The following is a 15,674-nucleotide window of genomic DNA, read 5'->3' on the forward strand; positions in this document are numbered from 1 at the left end:
GCCCCGGGGCAGGGGCGGGGCCGGGTGGGTGGCCGGTTGTACGGGGTCCGGGGTGCGGGGTGCGGGCTACTGGCGCCCGCAGCCGTCCCCGTCACCGCAGCCCCCGGAGGGGTTGGAGTCCCCCTGATCACCGCCGCTGCCGCTACTGCCGGTGTCGTCCTCTCCCCCGAGGTTGACCGGGGTGCAGGGCTGTCGCATGGTTGGCCTCCTGTGCCGTTGGTGCAGATACGGGGCCGCCCGGTTGGCCGGCCCCGGGCCCGTTCCGGCCGGTTGTTCCTTCGCCGGGAGTACCGGCCGGAGCGGGGGTGCGTGGGCGCGCGGGGGCGCGCGTTCTCAGTTGCCGAGGTGGTCGCTGACGAAAGTCAGGACGAGCACCGCCAGAGCGATCGCGGCGAGGGCGAGGCCCAGCGGGAGGGGCCGGCCTGCGGGTCCGGTGTGGCATCAGGCGGTAAACAGGGCGGTGGCGCCCCGGAGGACGCGTCCTGCGCGGTTGATGCGGTGAAGGTACGCGCCGATGGCGTCCCGGGCGACGCCGGGCGGAACGGCCCCGGGCCCGAGGATCACGCATACCGGGCCGCCCCGCGCGCGAGGGGCCCGCCCCTGCGGTCCGGGCGGCGGCAACCGCAGCGGGGCGCGTGGGCCGGAGCCGCCGTACCCCCGCCAGGCGGGGACCAGGCACCCGGCCATGAACCCGGGTCCCGAAAAAGAGAGTTGGCCACCCGGGGGCCCACTCACCGGGCGACCTGCGCCCACACGGCCTTCCCGAACGGCCGCTCCGCCACACCCCACCGCGCGGCCAGCGCCGCCACGATGAACAAACCCCTCCCCCGGCCCCGTTCATCGGAGGCCCCCCGGAAACACGGCCGCCGCCGCATCGGATCCCGTACCTCCACCCGTACATACGAGTCCGCCACCGCCAGCACCAGCAGCACCGAGTCCCCCGGCTCCGTCCCGTACCGCACCGAGTTCGTCACCAGCTCCGACACGATCAGCCGCACGTTCTCGACGTACTCCTCCGCCGCCCCGGGCACGTGGTACGCGACGAACTCCCGCGCGAAGTCACGAGCCGCCCGAACCGACTCCGGGCAACTGACCAGCAAGAGCTGCGGCGGAGGCGCCGGGGGGCGCGTTCCTCCGTCCTCGTGCTGCTGCGGAAGCACGGCCACCGCCCTCGCAGTGTCGGGATCGGCGGGTACAAGCTGTTCATCTGGTGAATCAGGCATGTTGACGGTCCCATCAGATCGGGTACGAAAGAATCCGGCGGCAATCGGTTGTCAGCTCAGGGGGACAAACCGAGCACTCACGTTTCCCGCGAAGGAACTGGCGACCGAAAGATCGAATATGCGATCCGTTACTCTGGGCGACTATGCTCAGAAGGAGTCGTCAGGCCATTCGCTTCGAATTGAACCTACGACTGCCCGCACGGCGGAAAAACTGACACCGAGTACGGGTTATCCAGGTCGGTGGCATCGAGGAGCAGGACATGACTCCCTCACGACAGTCCACGGGAAGCCGGAGGCTGACCACTGCGCAAGGTTCCCGATCGCGGGCTCACGAAGGCGTGGTCACAGGTCACCTGTTCAAGGTCATCCGGGAGCGCATGCCCTGCACTCAGAGTCATTTGGCTGAGAGATTGGGAATCGACACGACGACCGTGCAGGGTTGGGAATCGGGCCGCCGTCCTCTCACCGCGGTGCCGACTTCCCAGTTTCTGACCCTACAGAGGCACTTACTCAGGGGCGGCGCTCATCCCGAACTGCTCTCGCTGTTCGGCGCCGCGATGGACGCAGACGCCGTCATCGCTCACGCTCTACGCCAAGGACGAGTGCACGAAGACCTCCAGACTCACCCGCTGGCGGGCTGGGTGTTCCCCCGGGCGACTGCGCACATGGTCGCTTGGGCGCTGACGGGAACACCTCCAGCCGCGTTGCCGCAACCGACTGAGCCGTTGCCTCGTCGGCGTGGCCCATCCCCAGACTCTCCGATGCTGGCGAAACCAGAGCGGAAACTCTTCTTCGAGCACATGCGACGAGTCGCCGAGATTTCCGATCACGCCGGGGGTGCCGGAATCCTTCTGCGACGGCAGGCTTCGTATCTATGCAGCTATGACAGGTCAGATGACACCCGTGCCTGGCTCGCCCACATGCAGAGGCGCAAGCCGCCGAGGCTCAACCATGCCAGTTGGACACCGGAATGGGCAGATGCAAGGTCCTTCGCAACATCGCTGACGAGGCATGGCGAGGACGACGTTTTACATGCCTTTATCGAACGCGGCATGAGCAGTGACGCCGGAGAGATCGCCAATCTCAACTACTGGGCCCACTGGCTAGGACTGGACCGCCTGCCGCGTCCCGACGATACGTTTATGGCGGCCCGGTCACGGCCCCTCTGGGACGCTGGCGCTCTGCTGCGCAGCCTCGCTGATCGGCTGGATCCAAGATTGGGCTGCGTAGACCTGAACATTCATTCGGTTTGGTCACTCATCGGTTCACACCCTGGGCTGTTAACCGCTGACCCCCCACTGGTGAGCGATCTGAAAGACCGTGTCGCTGTCCTGTTCGACTGTGGCACCGTGTCACAACAGGCTCGGCGTGAACTCGATGCCGTGTACTACGGTCTGAGGCTGAACAACTCGTGATCCACCGGAGAGGACTGGCCGCATGAGCGACGACCGGTACGCCAAGGGCTCCGTGAGCTACCTGATGGAGATGGGTGCGCTGAAGCGCTCCAGGCGCTCGGGGTGGTGGATCGTGGGGGTGAAGGATCCGGAGACGATCGCCGAACACAGTTTCCGTACGGCGGTCATCGGTTCCGTCCTGGCCATGATGGAGGGCGCGGACCCCGCGCGGGTCGCCCTGCTGTGCACCTTCCACGACACTCAGGAGACCCGGGTCGGCGACATCCCCTGGATCGGCCGCCGCTACCTCGACGCCCAGAAGAACGAGGCGGTCACCGCCGACCAGGTCGCCGACGCGCACCCGGCCGTGGCTGCGGGCATCCAGGCCGTCGTCGACGACTACGAGAACGGCGACTCCCTGGAAGTCATCGTCGCCCACGACGCGGACAAGCTGGAATGCATGATCCAGGGGCTCGAATACCTCGAACAGGGCTACCGCAACGCCCAGGAATGGGTCGACAGCACCCGCGCGAAGCTCAAGACACCCTCGGCCATCGAACTCGCCGACGCGGCAGAGAACATGACCTCCACCGACTGGCAACGCACCTACCTCCGGTAGGGGTAGCCATCGCCCTGCGGAGAAGCCCCCGGCGCCCCCCTCTCCGCCTCTCCCTCTTCCCCCCTCTCCACCTCTTCCTCCCTCTCACACCGCCACGGAAACGGCAGGGGTACGGTCCGTCGCCAGCTTGACGGCAAGGGCGCCCAGGACCGTCCCCATCACGTACCTCTGCACGCGCAGCCAGACCGGGCGCCGGGCCAGGAAGACGGCGATCGACCCGGCGGCCACCACGATGAGGAGGTTCACGGCCAGGCTCACCGCGATCTGGACGCCGCCCAGGGCGAACCCCTGGAGCAGGACGTGCCCCGCCCCGGGGTCGACGAACTGCGGGATGAGGGAGACGTACATGATGGCGATCTTCGGGTTGAGCAGATTGGTGAGCAGACCCATCGTGAAGAGCCGCCGGGGCGGGTCGGGCACGAGTTCCCGTACCGCGAAGACGGAGACCCCGCCGGGCTTCAGCGCCTGCCACGCGAGCCAGGCCAGATAGCCGGCGCCCGCGAGCTTCACGGCGGTGTACAGCGCGGGCACGGCGAGGAGGACCAGCGAGAGCCCCAGGTTGGCGGCGCCCAGATAGACGACGAAGCCGGCGGCGACCCCGGCCAGCGAGACCGCCCCGGCGCGCCGGCCCTGGGTGATGCTCCGCGAGACCAGGTACATCATGTTCGGGCCGGGGGTGAGGACCATGCCGAGGGCTACGGCGGTGACGCCGAGAACCGCGTTCGCTCCGATCATGCGGTCAAGAATCCAAGAGGATTCAGTTAAGCACCAGCACGCAATTCTTCATGGATGAATTAAGCATTCATAAATCAAGGCGGGAGAGGGGAGGGGTGGCTAGATCACCGGGGGGCGCCCCAGCGCCGTCATCCTCCGCACCGTCCGCCACCGGATCGGCCGGCGCGGCCCGCACTCCCCCCGCACGCCCTCCGCGAAGCCGCCGAACCAGGCGCGCAGCCCGGAGAGCGAGCGCGTGCGGGCCACCGTGAGCAGGATCCAGGTGCCCAGGTAGAAGGGGACGAGCAGGGCGGGGAGATGGCGGCGGGCCAGCCAGACGCGGTTGCGGGCGGTCATCCGGTAGTACTCGGCGTGCCGGGCCGGGGAGGTGCGCGGGTGCTGGAGGACCAGCTCCGGCTCGTACCGGATCGACCACCCCGCGTCCAGCGCGCGCCAGGCGAGGTCGGTCTCCTCGTGGGTGAAGAAGAACGCGTCGGGCCAGCCGCCGGTCTCCGCCAGCATCTCCATGGAGAGCGCGTGGCCGCCGCCGAGGAAGGTGGTCACCTCGCCGCCCCGCATCGGGTCCTTGGCGCGGAGCCGGGGGACATGGCGGCGCTGGGTGACGCCGGTCTCGTCGGCGATCCGGAAGCTGACGATGCCGAGCCGGGGCCGCGCCTCGTAGAGGTCGGCGATACGGGTGAAGACGTCCGCCTCGATGAGCAGCCCGTCGTCGTCCAGGTCGACGAGGACGTCCACGTCACCCGCCTCGCGCAGCTTCTCCATCGCGACATTGCGCCCGCCGGAGACGCCCAGGTTCTCCGGCACCTCGACGCCGATGACACCCTCGGGCAGCTCGGGCAGCGGGGCGCCGTTGCCGACCACGACGATCCGGGTGGCGGGCTCCTGCTGCTTGGCCACGGAGTCCAGCAGGGCACGGAGCTCGACGGGCCGGGTGCCCATGGTCAGCACGGCCACACCCACACGCGGTCGGGACACGTCCAGATCACTCCCAGCACTCGTTGCTCGTCGCTCTTGCTCGTCGCTCGTCGGCTCAGCCCTGCGCCGCTCTGCCGCTGCGGGCGGCAGAAACGGAAGGAATTCCACGATGCTAACCGGCACACTCCATCCTCCCGACACCCGAAGATGTCGTGGCGGTCGCCGACGGTTCACTTTCGCCTGCCGCCATGGCCTGATCAGGCCCCCTGCGCCCCCCTACGGCCCCCCTGCGGCCCCCCGCCGCGCCTCCGCCGCCCCCGGTGAACATCACTCCGCGAACATCCCCGAGAGGAACGCCGCACTGTGCTCCGTGACACATTCGACGAGGACGCCGAACTCTACGACCGGGCCCGCCCGCGCTATCCGGCCCCGCTGGTCGCGGAAGTGGCCGCCAGGGCGGGCCTCGGACCCGGCCGGCGAGTACTGGAAGTGGGTCCTGGCACCGGGCAGTTGACGGTGGCGCTGGCCCGGCTCGGCTGCCGGGTCACCGCCGTGGAACTCGGCGCCTCCCTCGCCGCCGTAACGGCACGGAACCTACGGCCGTTTCCGGACGCCGAGGTGGTGAACGCGCCGTTCGAGCACTGGCCGCTCCCCCCGGAGCCGTACGACCTGATGGCCGTGGCGACCGCCTTCCACTGGCTCGACCCGGCCGTACGCCTCCCCAAGGCCGCCGCCGCACTCCGCCCCGGCGGGATGCTGGCCGTGATCACCACGGACCATGTGGCCTCGGAGACCGACCCGGCCGCCGACTCCTTCTTCCACGACAGCCAGGAGCACTACCGGCGCTGGGACCCGGCAACCCCGCCCGGCCTGCTGCTGCGCCCCGCCGAGCGGGTCACGACGGACACCGCCGGCCTCTTCGGCCCGGGGGCGGCCGGTGCCGAGCACTTCGGGCCGGTGACCGTGGGGCGCTGGACGCGGGAGATCACGTACACCACCGACGAATACATCGACGTCCTGTCGACCTACTCCAACCACCGCGCCCTCCAACCCGCCGCGCGCCAGGGGCTGCTGGACGCCCTCCGGGACCTGATCGACACCCGGTACGGCGGCCGGGTCACCAAGACCTACCTGCACGAGTTGATCACCACCCGACTGATCACCGCGCACAGGCAGCCGCAGTAGCCCGCCCCCTTCCTCCCCCTCCCCCTCCCCCTCCCCTGGGCCCCAACAGCCCCATAAATTCACGGAACTCACCCACCGGGCACACTTCCCCGCCCACCGCCCCCGCTCCTGTGTCCCCGGCCACTCTCCTGTGGCACACTGCCCGCATGTCGCAGCTCGGGGGTGGGGCGTGAGCGAGCCGCGGTCTGCCCCGACCATCGGACAACTCGTACTCAGCAAACGGCTCCAGACCCTCCGCGAACGGGCCGGCCTCGGCCGCGCCCAGGCCGCCAGGATCCTCCGCGTGGCCCCGGCCACCATCCGGCGGATGGAGACGGCGGAGGTCGGGCTGAAGATCCCGTACGTGCAGATACTGCTCGCCTCGTACGGCCTCCCCGACGACGAGGCGACGGAGTTCCTGACCCTCGCCGAGGAGGCCAACCGGCCCGGGTGGTGGCAGCGGTTCCACGACATCCTGCCGGACTGGTTCGGCGGCCATGTCAGCCTCGAAGAGGCCGCCAGGACCATCCGCTGCTACGAACCGCACTTCATACCCGGGCTGCTCCAGACCGAGGAGTACGCCAGGGCCGTCCTCACCTTCGGCCAGATCGGACGGAGCGACCCGGAACGCGTCGACCGCCATGTCGCGCTCCGTATGGCGAGACAGGATCTCCTCACCCGACCCGGCGCGCCCGCCTTCTGGGCCATCGTGGACGAGACGGTGCTCCGGCGCCCCGTCGGATCGCCGGCGCTGATGCGGGCGCAGGTCGAGCGGCTGATCGAGACCGCCGAACTCCCCAATGTGACCATCCAGCTCGCCGAACTCTCCGCGGGCCACCACCCGGGCACGTACAGCCCGTTCGTCCTCTTCCGGTTCGCGATCCCGGAGATGCCGGACATGGTGTACATCGAGTACCTGACCGGCGCGCTCTATCTGGACGGGCCCCGCGAGGTCTCCCAGCACATGGAGACCATGGACCGCATGTCCGTCCACGCGGAGGGCGCCCGCAGGACCAAGCAGCTCCTCTCCGACTTCCGCAAGGAACTGTGACCGGACGGCCGTTCACAGATGCAGGTGGTGCGCCGTCCGCTGCGGCGGCACCTTGACCAGCCGACGCGGAACCGGCTTGCGATGTCGCCCGGTGCCACCGGCGTCCCCCCGGCCCATGGTGCGCGGCGTACGGGTGGGGAGCGGGCGGGCGAGCAACAGCGCGACGATGGCCGCCAGCGGCACGATCAGGACAGCGAGTGCGGCAACAGACATGGACATGAGCTCCACCTTCCGTTCAGTCAGTTCGGTCCGTTCGGTCCGTTCGTCAGTTCAGTCAGTTCAGTCGATTCGATCCATCGGTCCATCCGGTCCATCCGGTCCATCCGGTCCATCCGGCCCGTCCGGCCCGTTGATTCCGAACCCTCGCTACGTTCTGTTACCGGAAACCGGGCCCGCAAACGCGATCCGTGACGAAAAGTGCCGCGTCACCCGAAAGGGGCCCGCCCGGCGTGGTCGCCGAACGGGCCCCAGAGGGAAGACCGGTCAGGCCGGTCCGAGCGGTCGGATCACTCCGTGACCTCGATACGGCCGGTCCGCGCTGCCCCGTTGGCCTGCGCCGTGACCGCCTCCGCCGGCGCCGCGCCGGAGTCGCCGGAGTCGCCCGCCCGCGCCCCGGCCGCCGTCAGGGACTTGCCGGCCGCCAGCCCCTTCAGCAGGTCCGCGACATCGACCCCCGTGGTGGAGCTGAGGAGTTCGACGCCCTGGGCGACGTTGTCCGCGACCGTACGGGCGAGCTGGCCCGCGCCGTCCGTCGAGATGACCGTCATCTTGTCGACCGCGCTCAGCGGCTCGGACGCCTTCGAGACCACCGACGGCAGCACCTCGACCAGCATCTGGAGCACGGCCGCGTCGCCGTACCGCGCGAACGCGTCCGCCTTCTTGTGCATCGCCTCGGCCTCGGCAGCGCCCTTCGCGCCGATCGCCGCGGCCTCCGCCTCACCCTCGATCCGTACGGCGGCGGCGAGCGCGGCGCGGTGCGCCTTCTCGCCCTCACCGGTCAGACGCGAGCGCTCGGCGTCCGCCTCGGCCTGCTTGACCAGGGCGATACGGCGCGCCTCGGCCTCCTGCTCGGCCTGGTAACGCGCCGCGTCGGCGGGCTTACGGACCTTCGTGTCCAACTCGCGGTCGGTCAGCGCGGCCTGGCGCTCGGCGACCTTCTCCTGCTCGGTCAGCACGTCCTGCTCACGGGCGGCCTGGGCCAGCGGACCGGCCGCGGCGGCGCGCGCCAGCGCCTCGTCCGTCTCGGCCTTGATCTCGGCCTGCTTGAGCTGGAACGTCCGCTGCGCGATCGCGATCTCTTCCTCGGCCTTCAGCCGCGCCTGCTCGGCGGCGCGCCGCGAGACGGCCTCCGCGATGTCGGCCTCCTGCTTGGCGCGGGCGGCCTCCGGACGGCCGAGGTCTTCCAGGTAGGAGCCCTCGGTGGTGATGTCCTGGATCTGGAAGGCGTCCAGCACCAGGCCCTGCCCGGAGAGGCTCGCCTCCGCCTCCTCGGCGACCTGGCCGGCGAAGGCCGCGCGGTCCCGGATGATGTCCTCGACCGACATCCGGCCGACGATGGAGCGCAGGGCGCCGGAGAGGACCTCCTGCGTGAACCCGACGATGCCGCCCTGCTGCTGGAGGAAGCGCTGGGCGGCGGCGCGGATGGAGTCCTCCGTACCACCGACCTTGACGATGGCGACGCCTTCGAGGTTCGCCTTCACGCCGCGCAGCGTGACGGCGCCGCGCACGGCGACCGGGATGTGCCGGCTGGACAGGTCGAGGGTGAACTTCTGCTGGACGAACGGCACGACGAAGACGCCGCCGCCCACCACGACCTTCTGGCCGCTGTTGTCGATCGAGACCCGGCCGGTGTCCGGGTCGGTGGACTTCTTGCCGCGCCGCCCGGTGACGATGAAGGCCTCGCTGGGCCCGGCCACCTTGTAGCGGGTGATGACGACCAGTGCCAGCAGAACGACGAGGACGACGATCCCCAGCACGGCGGTGATGACTGGACTCATGAAGCTCTCTCCCTTGCCTCCCGAGGGACGGCAGATCGGTGCGGTCCGCGCGGCGGCGGTGCGGTGCGTGGCACGCGTTGTGCCGCGCCGCGTGCCACGCTATGTGCCGCGCAATGTACAACGTAAAGGTCACCGGAAGGCGACCGGTCCGGTACGGAGGGATGACGGACGCCGGCGCTCCACGTACCCGGCGTACGCCCGAGACACCCGGTGCACCCGGGCGTACGCCCCGATGCACCCGACGCACGCCCGACGCGTCCGGCGTACGCCCAACACCCGTCCGCCCGTCCGTCCGTCCGTCCGCCCGCCGGATTCAGCGCTGAACGGGCCGTACGTTCACGGCACTCGCCGAGAGCGTCGACTCCACCCAGATCTCCGTGCCGTACGCGACCGGCTCCACGCTCTTGGCGGAGAACTTCACCGGCTGCCCGCCGAGCCGCAGCAGCACCTCGCCGTAACCGCTCGCCGGAATGGCCGTGACGACCGTGCCCGACGACCCCACCAGGTCGTCGCCGCGCGGGGTGACCGCCGTCTGGTCGCGCATCAGCGCCTTGCTGAACTTCCACGTCAGCCAGCCGGCACCGACACCGGCCGCCGCCCCCACAGCGACGGCCGGGCCGGTGCCGAGTTGAGTGGTGCCGAGGACGAGGGCGCCGCCGAAGCCCAGCATCGAGATGAACCCGGCGATCACGGGCAGCGACAGCAGACCGTCGAACAGGCCGTCCAGTACGCCGACTCCGTCGAAGAGCCCTTCGAGCACCCCGTCGAAGATGAGCGACAGGACGAGCAGCACGATCCCCGCGATGCCGATACCGAGAAACAAGGTCATCGAACAACCTCCCCCACTGGCGCGATGTCCTCGGCCAGGACCCCATGGTCGCATGTTTGACCGGAACTGGACATTGCCGTTTTCCGGCAGTTTTAACGCGTCCTTAATGCCGGTGGCACTACGGAAGTTCCCCAGGAGGCTCAACAGGGGGCTCAAGGAGGCTCAAAAGGACTTGGCGGGCCAGTCCAGCAGCCTGGCCCCGATGACCGCGGTCTGCAAGGTGTAGCGGTGCACGGGATCGCCCGGATCCGCCCCGGTGAGCCGGTGGATACGCTCCAGCCGGTACGTCAGCGCCCGTACGCTCAGCGAGAGCCGCCGCGCCGCCTCCGCCGCCACACACCCCGCGTCGAAGTAGACGGACAACGTCTCCAGCAGCGGTTCCGCGCCACCGCGCGCCGCCTCCAGCGGGCCGAGCGCGCTCAGCACCAGGTCCGCCATGGCCTGCCGGTCACGGGTCAGCACCGGATAGACCAGCAGATCGGCGGCGCGCAGCACAGGGCCTTCCAGTTCGAGCCGTTCGGCGAGGTCGAGCACGCTCAGCGCCTCCTCGTACGACTGGACCACCCCGCCCACCCCCTGCTGCGGCCGGCCGATCGCGACCCGGCCGCCGTCCGTCGCCGCGAACGCCTGCTTGGCGAAGTACGTCAGCACCTCGCCCTGGTCCCCCGGCGCGATGCACACCAGACGCCCCGCCTTGGTCGTCAGCAGCACGCTCCGGTCCCCGAACCGCCCGATCAGCGCCTGCTCCACGGCGCGCGGGACGGCATCCTCCTCGTCGTACGGAACCCACCCCTCCGCGACCGCCACCGCATGCTCGAACGAGAGCCGCAGCCCGAACCGCTCGGCCCGCTCCGCCAGCCGCCCCAGGTCGCTCCGCCCGTACAGCAGGTCGTCGATGAACTCCCGCCGCGCCGCCGCCTCCTGCCGCACGGCGAGCCGCTGCGCCCGCTCGTACCCCTCGGCGAACGCGTCCACGGCCTGCTCCACGGCCGCCAGCACCCGCCCCACATCCCCGCCGTCCGCCCCACCGCCCGGCCAGTGCTCCCGCGCCGCCGCCAGATGCGCCCCCACCAGCGCCCGCAACGCGAACCCGGCCTCCGCCGCCTGCGCCCCCAGCTCCCGCCGAGCGAGCAACTCCTCCCTGCTCAGCCGCCGCCCGGTCGCGGCAACGGCCGGCAGAATCCGGGCGTACCCCTCCATGTACATGTCGGGCACCCCGTACCCGTAACCATCCCCGTCCCCGTCCCCGTGCCCTGTCACGCCCGCTCCCGGCCTGCTCGATAACGCCCCGACGCCCTGCTGAGGTGGACCGGAACGGCCCCCGCCTTTCTAGCAAGGATTCCTCAAGGGCCTGTCAAGGCAATCGTCCGAGGGCCGGGGCAGCACTGCGGTGCACACGCGTACAGCGCGAACACCGCACACACGTACTTCGGGGGGAAGACATGTCTGTGTTGGGTACCACCACCGCCGCCGTTCCGGCTCCGGATCCGGCTCCGGCTCCGGCTCCGGCGGAGAGCCGGCAGTGGCTGACGCTGGTCGAGCGCAAGAGGGTCCTCGCCCTCGCTCACACCGTCACCTACGCGAAGCGCCTGCTCGACATCCTGTCGCTGCTGGAGTCGGACTTCCGCCTCCAGGTCGTCTTCACGGCGCCGCCGCACCCCTTCGGCGGCGAGGTCGCGCACTTCCTCGGGCGGCTCGGCAGCCCGGTGGTGCCGTGGGACGAGGCCATCAGGACGACGTACGACCTCGCTCTCACGGCGGGGCCCCGGGGCGTGGAGCAGGTGCGCGCCCCGATGATCACACTCCCGCACGGGGCCAACTACCTGAAGCGGATGCCCGAGGGGCCCGGCGCCGGGGTGGCCGGGCTCCGGCGGCAGGACCTGGTCCCGGGCGGGGTGATGCCGGCCGCCGTCGTCGTGGCGCACCAGGACGACGTCCACGAACTGGCCCGGCACTGCCCGGAGGTGCTCCCCGTCACCCATGTCGTCGGCGACCCCGCCCACGACCGCATCGCGGCGAGCCTGCCGCAGCGGGCCGCCTACCGCCGCGCGCTCGGGATAGCCGAGGGGCAGACACTGGTCGCCGCCGTCTCCACATGGGGCCCGCTGTCGGCGTTCGGTACGTTCGAGACGCTGCTGCCCCGGCTCACCGGGGAACTGCCGCCCGCCCGCTACCGTACGGCCGTCCTCGTCCACCCCAACGTCTGGTCGGGGCACGGGCCATGGCAGGTCAAGGCGTGGCTGGCACGGTGTGTACGGCTCGGGATCGGCCTGGTGCCGCCGGACGCCGACTGGCGCAGCGTCCTGATCGCCTCCGACGCCGTCATCGGTGACTGCGGCTCGGCCACCGTGTACGCCACTCTCACGGGCGCCCCGGTGCTGCTGGCCTCCGCGCCGGAGGCCGAGATCAACCCGGCGTCCCCGGCCGCCGCGCTCGCCCTCACCGCCCCGGCGCTCTCCCCGGCCCACCCGCTGGCCGACCAGCTCGCCTACGCGGCGGCCGAGTACCGGCGGGAGGAACACGCGGCGATCTCCGCCCGCATCACCTCGGAACCGGGCCGCTTCAACCGGAACATGCGCCGCCTGATGTACCGCCTCCTGGGCCTCGGCCAGCCCGCGCACGAGCCGGTGACGGCCCCGCTGCCGGACCCGCGCCTGCCGGACACGTGGGGCGTGCGGCGCGGCATGGGATACGGGACGGGGTACGGGAGCGGATGCGGAGCAGGGTGCGGGGAGGTGCCGGCGTGAGGTACTTCGTGGTGGTCGACTGGGCGGAGCCGGGCGATACGGCCAATGCGGTCAGTACGGTCAGTGCGGACGGTACGGGTGGTACGGATATCCCCGGCACCCCGGGCGTCTCTGGCATCCCGGGTGTCACGGGGCTGGTGGCACGCATCGCCTCCGGCACCCCCGGCACCCCCGGTCCCCTCAGCTCTCCCGCCGCTTCCCTCGCTCCCGTCGCACCCGTCCCTCTCCTCCTTCCTGTTCCACCGGGCCTTGTGGTTCCCCGATCCCTCCCGCCGCTCGATGAGCATCTGGCGGTCGACGCCGGCACCTGCCGCGATCGGCGCTGGCTGGAGTCCGCCGACGTGCTCCAGACGGCCCGCCCGCGCCCGCCGGGTGCCGCCCTGCGGTGGCTCGCGGAGACCCGGGCCGCGCACCCCGGCGCCCGGCTGGTCGCGGCGTCGCTCTCCGGCGGCGGCTGGGCGGCGGCGACCGGCGGCGGCCGGAACCCTGAGCGAGGCGCCGTACTCCTGCCGTACCGGAAGCCGTACGGTACGGCGCCCGGGTGGTCCCTGATCCCGTCGCTCCTGCACGGCTGGCTGGTGGCGGGCCACTCGCTGTACGAATTGCACGGACAGTACGCACCGTACGAACCGCACCGCCTAAGGGAGTTCAGCGAGCAGGAGCCGAATCCTTTCCGCGTCGGCCGGGTTGGTGGTCTCGAATAGCGCGAGTGCCTCCGTGTACGAGGTGGTGGCGGCGCCCGCGTCGTGCTCCAGGGCGCTGTCGCCGAGCATTTCGAGCGTACGTGCCTGCCAGTGCACGGCCCCGGAGGCGTTGAACACGGCCAGCGCCTCCCGCATCTCGCCCACGCCCTCCGCGTACGCCCCGCAGGCGGCACGGGCGCGGCCCAGGAAGGCGAGGGCGCGGGCCGCGTCATGGGGATCGTTCACGGCGAGCAGCCCCGCGCGGGCCTCGCCGAAACGGGCCAGGGCGCCCTCGGGGTCGCCGTCCGCGAGGGCGACCTCCCCGAGGGTGATCCGGGCGAGCGCCGCCCCGCGCGGGTAGCCGCACCCCTCCCAGACCTCGATGGCCTGGCGCAGATACGGGGCCGCCTCGGCCCGGCGCCCCGCCTCGTAGTGGCAGCCGCCGAGGCCCAGCAGAGCCTGCCCCTCGTCCCGTACGTCGCCCGCCGCGCGCGCGGCCCGCAGGGAGTCCGCGTACCACTCGGCCGCCTCGTCCAGCCGCCCGGCGGCGCCGAGCCCGATCGCCCCCGAGTTGAGCATCTGCCGCTCGCCCGCCAGGTCACCGTCGCGCCGGGCGGCGTCCCGGCCGATCGCATGGGCCCCGATCCACAGGTCGTAGTGGCGCAACCGGAGAAAACAGGGCCAGAGCGCGTCGACGAGCTGCCAGGCGATCGCGTCCCAGCCGTGCTCCACGGAGGCCCGGATCGCGGCCATCAGGTTCATCCGCTGGGCGTCCAGCCAGCCGAGTGCCCCGACGTCGTCGGTGTACGGGAGCGGCAGTGGCGGCTCCGGGGGTACGGGGGTCCCCGGCGGCGGGCCGTACCCCCTGCGCAGGGTGAACTGGGCCGGGGTGAGCCGCCGTTGGGCCTCGGTCGCGGTCCGTAAATACCAGGCGCAGAGCTGGTGCAGCGCCTCCTCGCGGACCGCGCCGGTGTCGTCGGCGGTGGCGCGGGCCCGCGCGTGGATCCGTACCAGGTCGTGGAAGCGGCAGGTGTCGGGGCCGATGTCCTCGACCAGATTGGCCTCGATCAGCTCGTCCAGCCGACGCTCCGCCCACTCCACCGGCTCGGCGCAGACGGCGGCGGCCGTCCAGGCGTCGAAGGTGCGTACGGGGAGGAGCCCGAGGCGCCGGTAGACGAGCGCGGACTCGGCGCTCAGCGCGGCGTACGACACGTCCAGGGCATTGCGCACGGTGGTGTCCCCTTCTCCGGCCACGTCGAGCGCGGCCAGCCGGTCCGCCTCCCGCGCGAGCGCCTGGGCGAGTGACTCCAGCGGCTGCCGGGGGCGCGAGGCGAGCCGGGCGGAAGCGAGGCAGAGGGCCAGCGGCAGCCCGGCACAGAGCGCCACCACACGCTGGGCGGCGACCAGTTCGCGGGCCACTCGCTCGGCGCCGATCCCCTGGGTCAGCAACTCCACACCGGCGGCGGCGCCGAGAACCCCCAGGGAGTGGAACCGGGCCCCGTCCAGCCGGAGTCCGGGCAGCCGACGGCGGCTGGTCACCACGACGAGTGCGCCGGGGCCGCCCGGGAGAAGGGGTCTGACCTGGGCGGCGGTGAACGCGTTGTCGATCAGGACGGCGATCCGCAGCCCCGCCGTGCGCGAGCGCCACAGCGACGCCAGTTCGGCGAGGTCGGTGGGGACCGTACGGGCGCCGAGCGCGCGCAGGAAGTGCCCCAGCACCTCGGCGGGCCGAGCGGGCCCGGCGCCCGAGACATCGGCCGGGCCGTCGCCCGTGCCATCGGCCGGGCCATCGCTCATGCCGCCGCCCGGGGCATGGCCGCGCAGGTCGACGTACAACTGCCCGTCAGGGAAGTCCTGTTGGCGGTCCCTGAGCCACCGCGACACCAGAGTCGTCTTGCCGATCCCGGCGGGCCCGCTGACCACGATCAGCGGCCGGTCCTCGTCCTCCCTCCCCCTGGACAAGGCGTCGAGCGCGGCGAGATCGTCCCTCCGGTCGGTGAAGTGCGAGGGTACGGGGAGGAGTTGCCGAGGCGTAGGCGCGCGCGCCTCCGGATCCACGGCGGCGGCGTGCACATGAATCCCCCCATGCACCGAGCCGGCCTGAACCGTGGGCCCGTACAACCGGGCAGAACCGCCGATGGTGTTCTCGCTCCGGCCGCTCCCGCCGCTCCCGGTCCCGCCCTCTGCCCCGCAGTTCGCCACGCTGTTCATCGGATCGCCCCCCGTCGCCCGCTGTCCAGGTCCTACCCAGCCCATCACCCGAACGTGCGGACCGCCTGGAGAGTCTCTGGCGAGCCTGTCCGTTTCGTGTCATGCT

The 15,674-nt window shown here is 71.4% G+C and carries 15 protein-coding genes; 6 read left to right on the forward strand and 9 right to left on the reverse strand.

Translation table 11 applies throughout. The annotated features are described in order from the left end of the window. Window positions 1–66: 66 nt before the first annotated feature. Window positions 67–198 carry a hypothetical protein gene (locus tag AB0O07_RS34525; protein ID WP_365641065.1) on the reverse strand — a complete coding sequence of 44 codons (132 nt, stop codon included), beginning with the start codon at window positions 196–198 and terminating at the stop codon, window positions 67–69. 533 nt (window positions 199–731) lie between these two features. Next, window positions 732–1,166, reverse strand: coding sequence for an ATP-binding protein (locus AB0O07_RS34530; RefSeq protein WP_365641067.1), 435 nt, complete (start codon window positions 1,164–1,166; stop codon window positions 732–734). An 818-nt stretch (window positions 1,167–1,984) separates the two neighbouring features. On the opposite strand from AB0O07_RS34530, the gene AB0O07_RS34535 reads away from it, so the two are divergent. Together AB0O07_RS34535 and AB0O07_RS34540 are read left to right on the forward strand one after the other, a co-directional pair. After that, window positions 1,985–2,638, forward strand: a complete 654-nt coding sequence (locus AB0O07_RS34535; protein ID WP_365641069.1) for a transcriptional regulator — start codon at window positions 1,985–1,987, stop codon at window positions 2,636–2,638. Window positions 2,639–2,660: 22 nt separating this feature from the next. Then, a complete protein-coding gene (locus AB0O07_RS34540) occupies window positions 2,661–3,236 on the forward strand; it encodes an HD domain-containing protein (RefSeq protein WP_365641072.1) in 576 nt (191 codons plus the stop codon). Window positions 3,237–3,320: 84 nt separating this feature from the next. Here the strand turns inward: AB0O07_RS34540 and AB0O07_RS34545 are convergent, their stop codons facing one another. Together AB0O07_RS34545 and AB0O07_RS34550 are read right to left on the reverse strand one after the other, a co-directional pair. Then, entirely contained in the window at window positions 3,321–3,971 is a 651-nt protein-coding gene (locus AB0O07_RS34545) for a LysE family translocator (protein WP_365641074.1), read from the reverse strand. 99 nt (window positions 3,972–4,070) lie between these two features. Further along, window positions 4,071–4,946 (reverse strand): glycosyltransferase family 2 protein, encoded by an 876-nt coding sequence (locus AB0O07_RS34550; protein ID WP_365641076.1) that lies wholly within the window; start codon window positions 4,944–4,946, stop codon window positions 4,071–4,073. A gap of 303 nt (window positions 4,947–5,249) precedes the next feature. On the opposite strand from AB0O07_RS34550, the gene AB0O07_RS34555 reads away from it, so the two are divergent. Beyond that, the gene (locus AB0O07_RS34555) at window positions 5,250–6,071 is read left to right on the forward strand and encodes a class I SAM-dependent methyltransferase (RefSeq protein WP_365641078.1); all 822 of its coding nucleotides are present in this window, start codon (window positions 5,250–5,252) and stop codon (window positions 6,069–6,071) included. A gap of 169 nt (window positions 6,072–6,240) precedes the next feature. Then, window positions 6,241–7,101, forward strand: a complete 861-nt coding sequence (locus AB0O07_RS34560; protein WP_365641080.1) for a helix-turn-helix transcriptional regulator — start codon at window positions 6,241–6,243, stop codon at window positions 7,099–7,101. 12 nt (window positions 7,102–7,113) lie between these two features. Here the strand turns inward: AB0O07_RS34560 and AB0O07_RS34565 are convergent, their stop codons facing one another. The 4 genes from AB0O07_RS34565 to AB0O07_RS34580 form a co-directional block, all read right to left on the reverse strand. After that, on the reverse strand, window positions 7,114–7,320 hold the full coding sequence (locus AB0O07_RS34565; RefSeq protein ID WP_365641083.1) for a hypothetical protein: 207 nt from the start codon (window positions 7,318–7,320) through the stop codon (window positions 7,114–7,116). A 287-nt stretch (window positions 7,321–7,607) separates the two neighbouring features. After that, window positions 7,608–9,098, reverse strand: coding sequence for an SPFH domain-containing protein (locus AB0O07_RS34570; RefSeq protein WP_365641085.1), 1,491 nt, complete (start codon window positions 9,096–9,098; stop codon window positions 7,608–7,610). A gap of 313 nt (window positions 9,099–9,411) precedes the next feature. Further along, the gene (locus AB0O07_RS34575) at window positions 9,412–9,927 is read right to left on the reverse strand and encodes a hypothetical protein (RefSeq protein ID WP_365641087.1); all 516 of its coding nucleotides are present in this window, start codon (window positions 9,925–9,927) and stop codon (window positions 9,412–9,414) included. Between the two features lie 162 nt (window positions 9,928–10,089). Next, window positions 10,090–11,133, reverse strand: coding sequence for a helix-turn-helix domain-containing protein (locus AB0O07_RS34580; RefSeq protein WP_365641224.1), 1,044 nt, complete (start codon window positions 11,131–11,133; stop codon window positions 10,090–10,092). A 236-nt stretch (window positions 11,134–11,369) separates the two neighbouring features. Between AB0O07_RS34580 and AB0O07_RS34585 the strand changes: the two genes are divergently transcribed. Together AB0O07_RS34585 and AB0O07_RS34590 are read left to right on the forward strand one after the other, a co-directional pair. Then, window positions 11,370–12,674, forward strand: a complete 1,305-nt coding sequence (locus tag AB0O07_RS34585; protein ID WP_365641090.1) for a hypothetical protein — start codon at window positions 11,370–11,372, stop codon at window positions 12,672–12,674. Between the two features lie 251 nt (window positions 12,675–12,925). Then, a complete protein-coding gene (locus AB0O07_RS34590; RefSeq protein ID WP_365641092.1) occupies window positions 12,926–13,378 on the forward strand; it encodes a hypothetical protein in 453 nt (150 codons plus the stop codon). Here the strand turns inward: AB0O07_RS34590 and AB0O07_RS34595 are convergent. Then, complete coding sequence (locus AB0O07_RS34595; protein WP_365641094.1) at window positions 13,313–15,568, reverse strand: tetratricopeptide repeat protein; 2,256 nt, start codon at window positions 15,566–15,568, stop codon at window positions 13,313–13,315. The genes AB0O07_RS34590 and AB0O07_RS34595 overlap by 66 nt on opposite strands. Window positions 15,569–15,674 lie beyond the last annotated feature (106 nt).

Origin of the sequence: Streptomyces sp. NPDC093085 (genome assembly GCF_040683935.1) — a bacterium.
Classification (GTDB): domain Bacteria; phylum Actinomycetota; class Actinomycetes; order Streptomycetales; family Streptomycetaceae; genus Streptomyces.